1 protein-coding gene is annotated in these 1,284 nt (G+C 58.8%); it reads right to left on the bottom strand.

Translation table 11 applies throughout. The features are described 5' to 3' along the window. Positions 1-122 precede the first annotated feature (122 nt). Positions 123-1,208, bottom strand: a complete 1,086-nt coding sequence (locus tag ABIA96_RS36570; protein WP_354141724.1) for an IS5 family transposase — start codon at positions 1,206-1,208, stop codon at positions 123-125. Positions 1,209-1,284 lie beyond the last annotated feature (76 nt).

Below are 1,284 nucleotides of genomic sequence, written 5' to 3' on the forward strand. Positions count from 1 at the left end.
CAGTCTGCTGAAAAACCTTGAAATGGAGAATTTTCATATTTCCGCCGATCGTTTTTGGAGCGGCGCGGTAGAGTTGGATGTAATTTCTAGCTTGGTATTGAGTGTGCCCCGGCGCGGGGTGGCTATGCGGCGAGCAGTTTGGGAATTCGGATCAGGTTATAGGCGATCAGATTAAGCAGGAAGTCGGCGGCGACGCGAGCGATGCCCCGATGTTTGGTCTTGCGCATGGTGCCATGCTGCTTGCCCCATCCGAAAATGCACTCGACCATCGCCCGGCGCGATTGCGACATGCCGTATCCCGGATGCCGGGTGGTTCGTTCGTCGATCGCGCTGTTACGGTTCTTGCCGGTTTTGGTGATGGCCTGGTTCTGTGTCACATGCGGCGTCACGCCGATGGCGCGAAGATTGGCGACATGATCGGCCGTATCGTACGCCTTGTCCTCACCAGCCGTGATGCGGCGACCTGCGGCTTTGCGTCTCGCCTTCAGCATGACCTCCGCAGCCCGGCGTTCGGCGGTGCCATTGGCATGCGTGACCCTGCCGGCCACCGCCAGCCCATGCCGGTTCTCCATGGTGGCGTGGCCCATATAGCAAAGCTTGGCCTCCCGTCCGGCCGCCTTGCGATAAAGCCTGCTGTCCGGGTCACTGGTGCTCGCATGGGTGTCGTTCTTGCGTTTCTGGCCATGGAAGTTGGCGCCGTCATCATCGTCGCCGCTGCCGTCCTTGGGGCGAAAACTCTTCTGCGAAGCCCAGGCTTCGATCAGCGTTCCGTCCACCGAAAAATGCTCGTCCGACAATAGCGGCTTGACCTGAGAATGGTTCAGAAGCCTGGTCATGAACTTCGTGAACACATCGCCGTTCTGCAGCCGCTCCCGGTTCTTGGTAAAGGTAGTCGGGTCCCAGATCGGATCGTCCGGCGACAGTCCCACGAACCAGCGATACAAAAGATTGTAGTCCAGCTGCTCCATCAGCTGGCGTTCCGAGCGGATGCCGTAGAACACCTGCAGCAGCAAGGCGCTCAGCAATTGCTCCGGAGGGATCGAAGGACGTCCCTCGCTGGCGTATAGCTTTCCAAGGCTGCGGTTCAAATCATTCAAAACATCCCGGACAAGTTCCCGGACCTTCCGCAGCGGATGGTTCGCTGGCACTCGCTTATCCGGCGCGATGTACGAAAACAGGCCGCCCTGATCCGTAAACCTGCCGCGCATGATCGTCTCCGCCGATTCGAGATGATAAAGTGAATCATCAAGTCCCCTCCCTGGCGAGGGGTTTTTCAGCAGACTG

This window comes from Bradyrhizobium sp. LB11.1 (genome assembly GCF_040549385.1).
In the GTDB taxonomy this organism is placed as follows: domain Bacteria; phylum Pseudomonadota; class Alphaproteobacteria; order Rhizobiales; family Xanthobacteraceae; genus Bradyrhizobium.

What these genes read in the sequence shown, in the direction of transcription:
- ABIA96_RS36570 (WP_354141724.1), bottom strand. Translation starts at nt 1,208, where the DNA reads ATGCGCGGCAGGTTTACGGATCAGGGCGGCCTGTTTTCGTACATCGCG.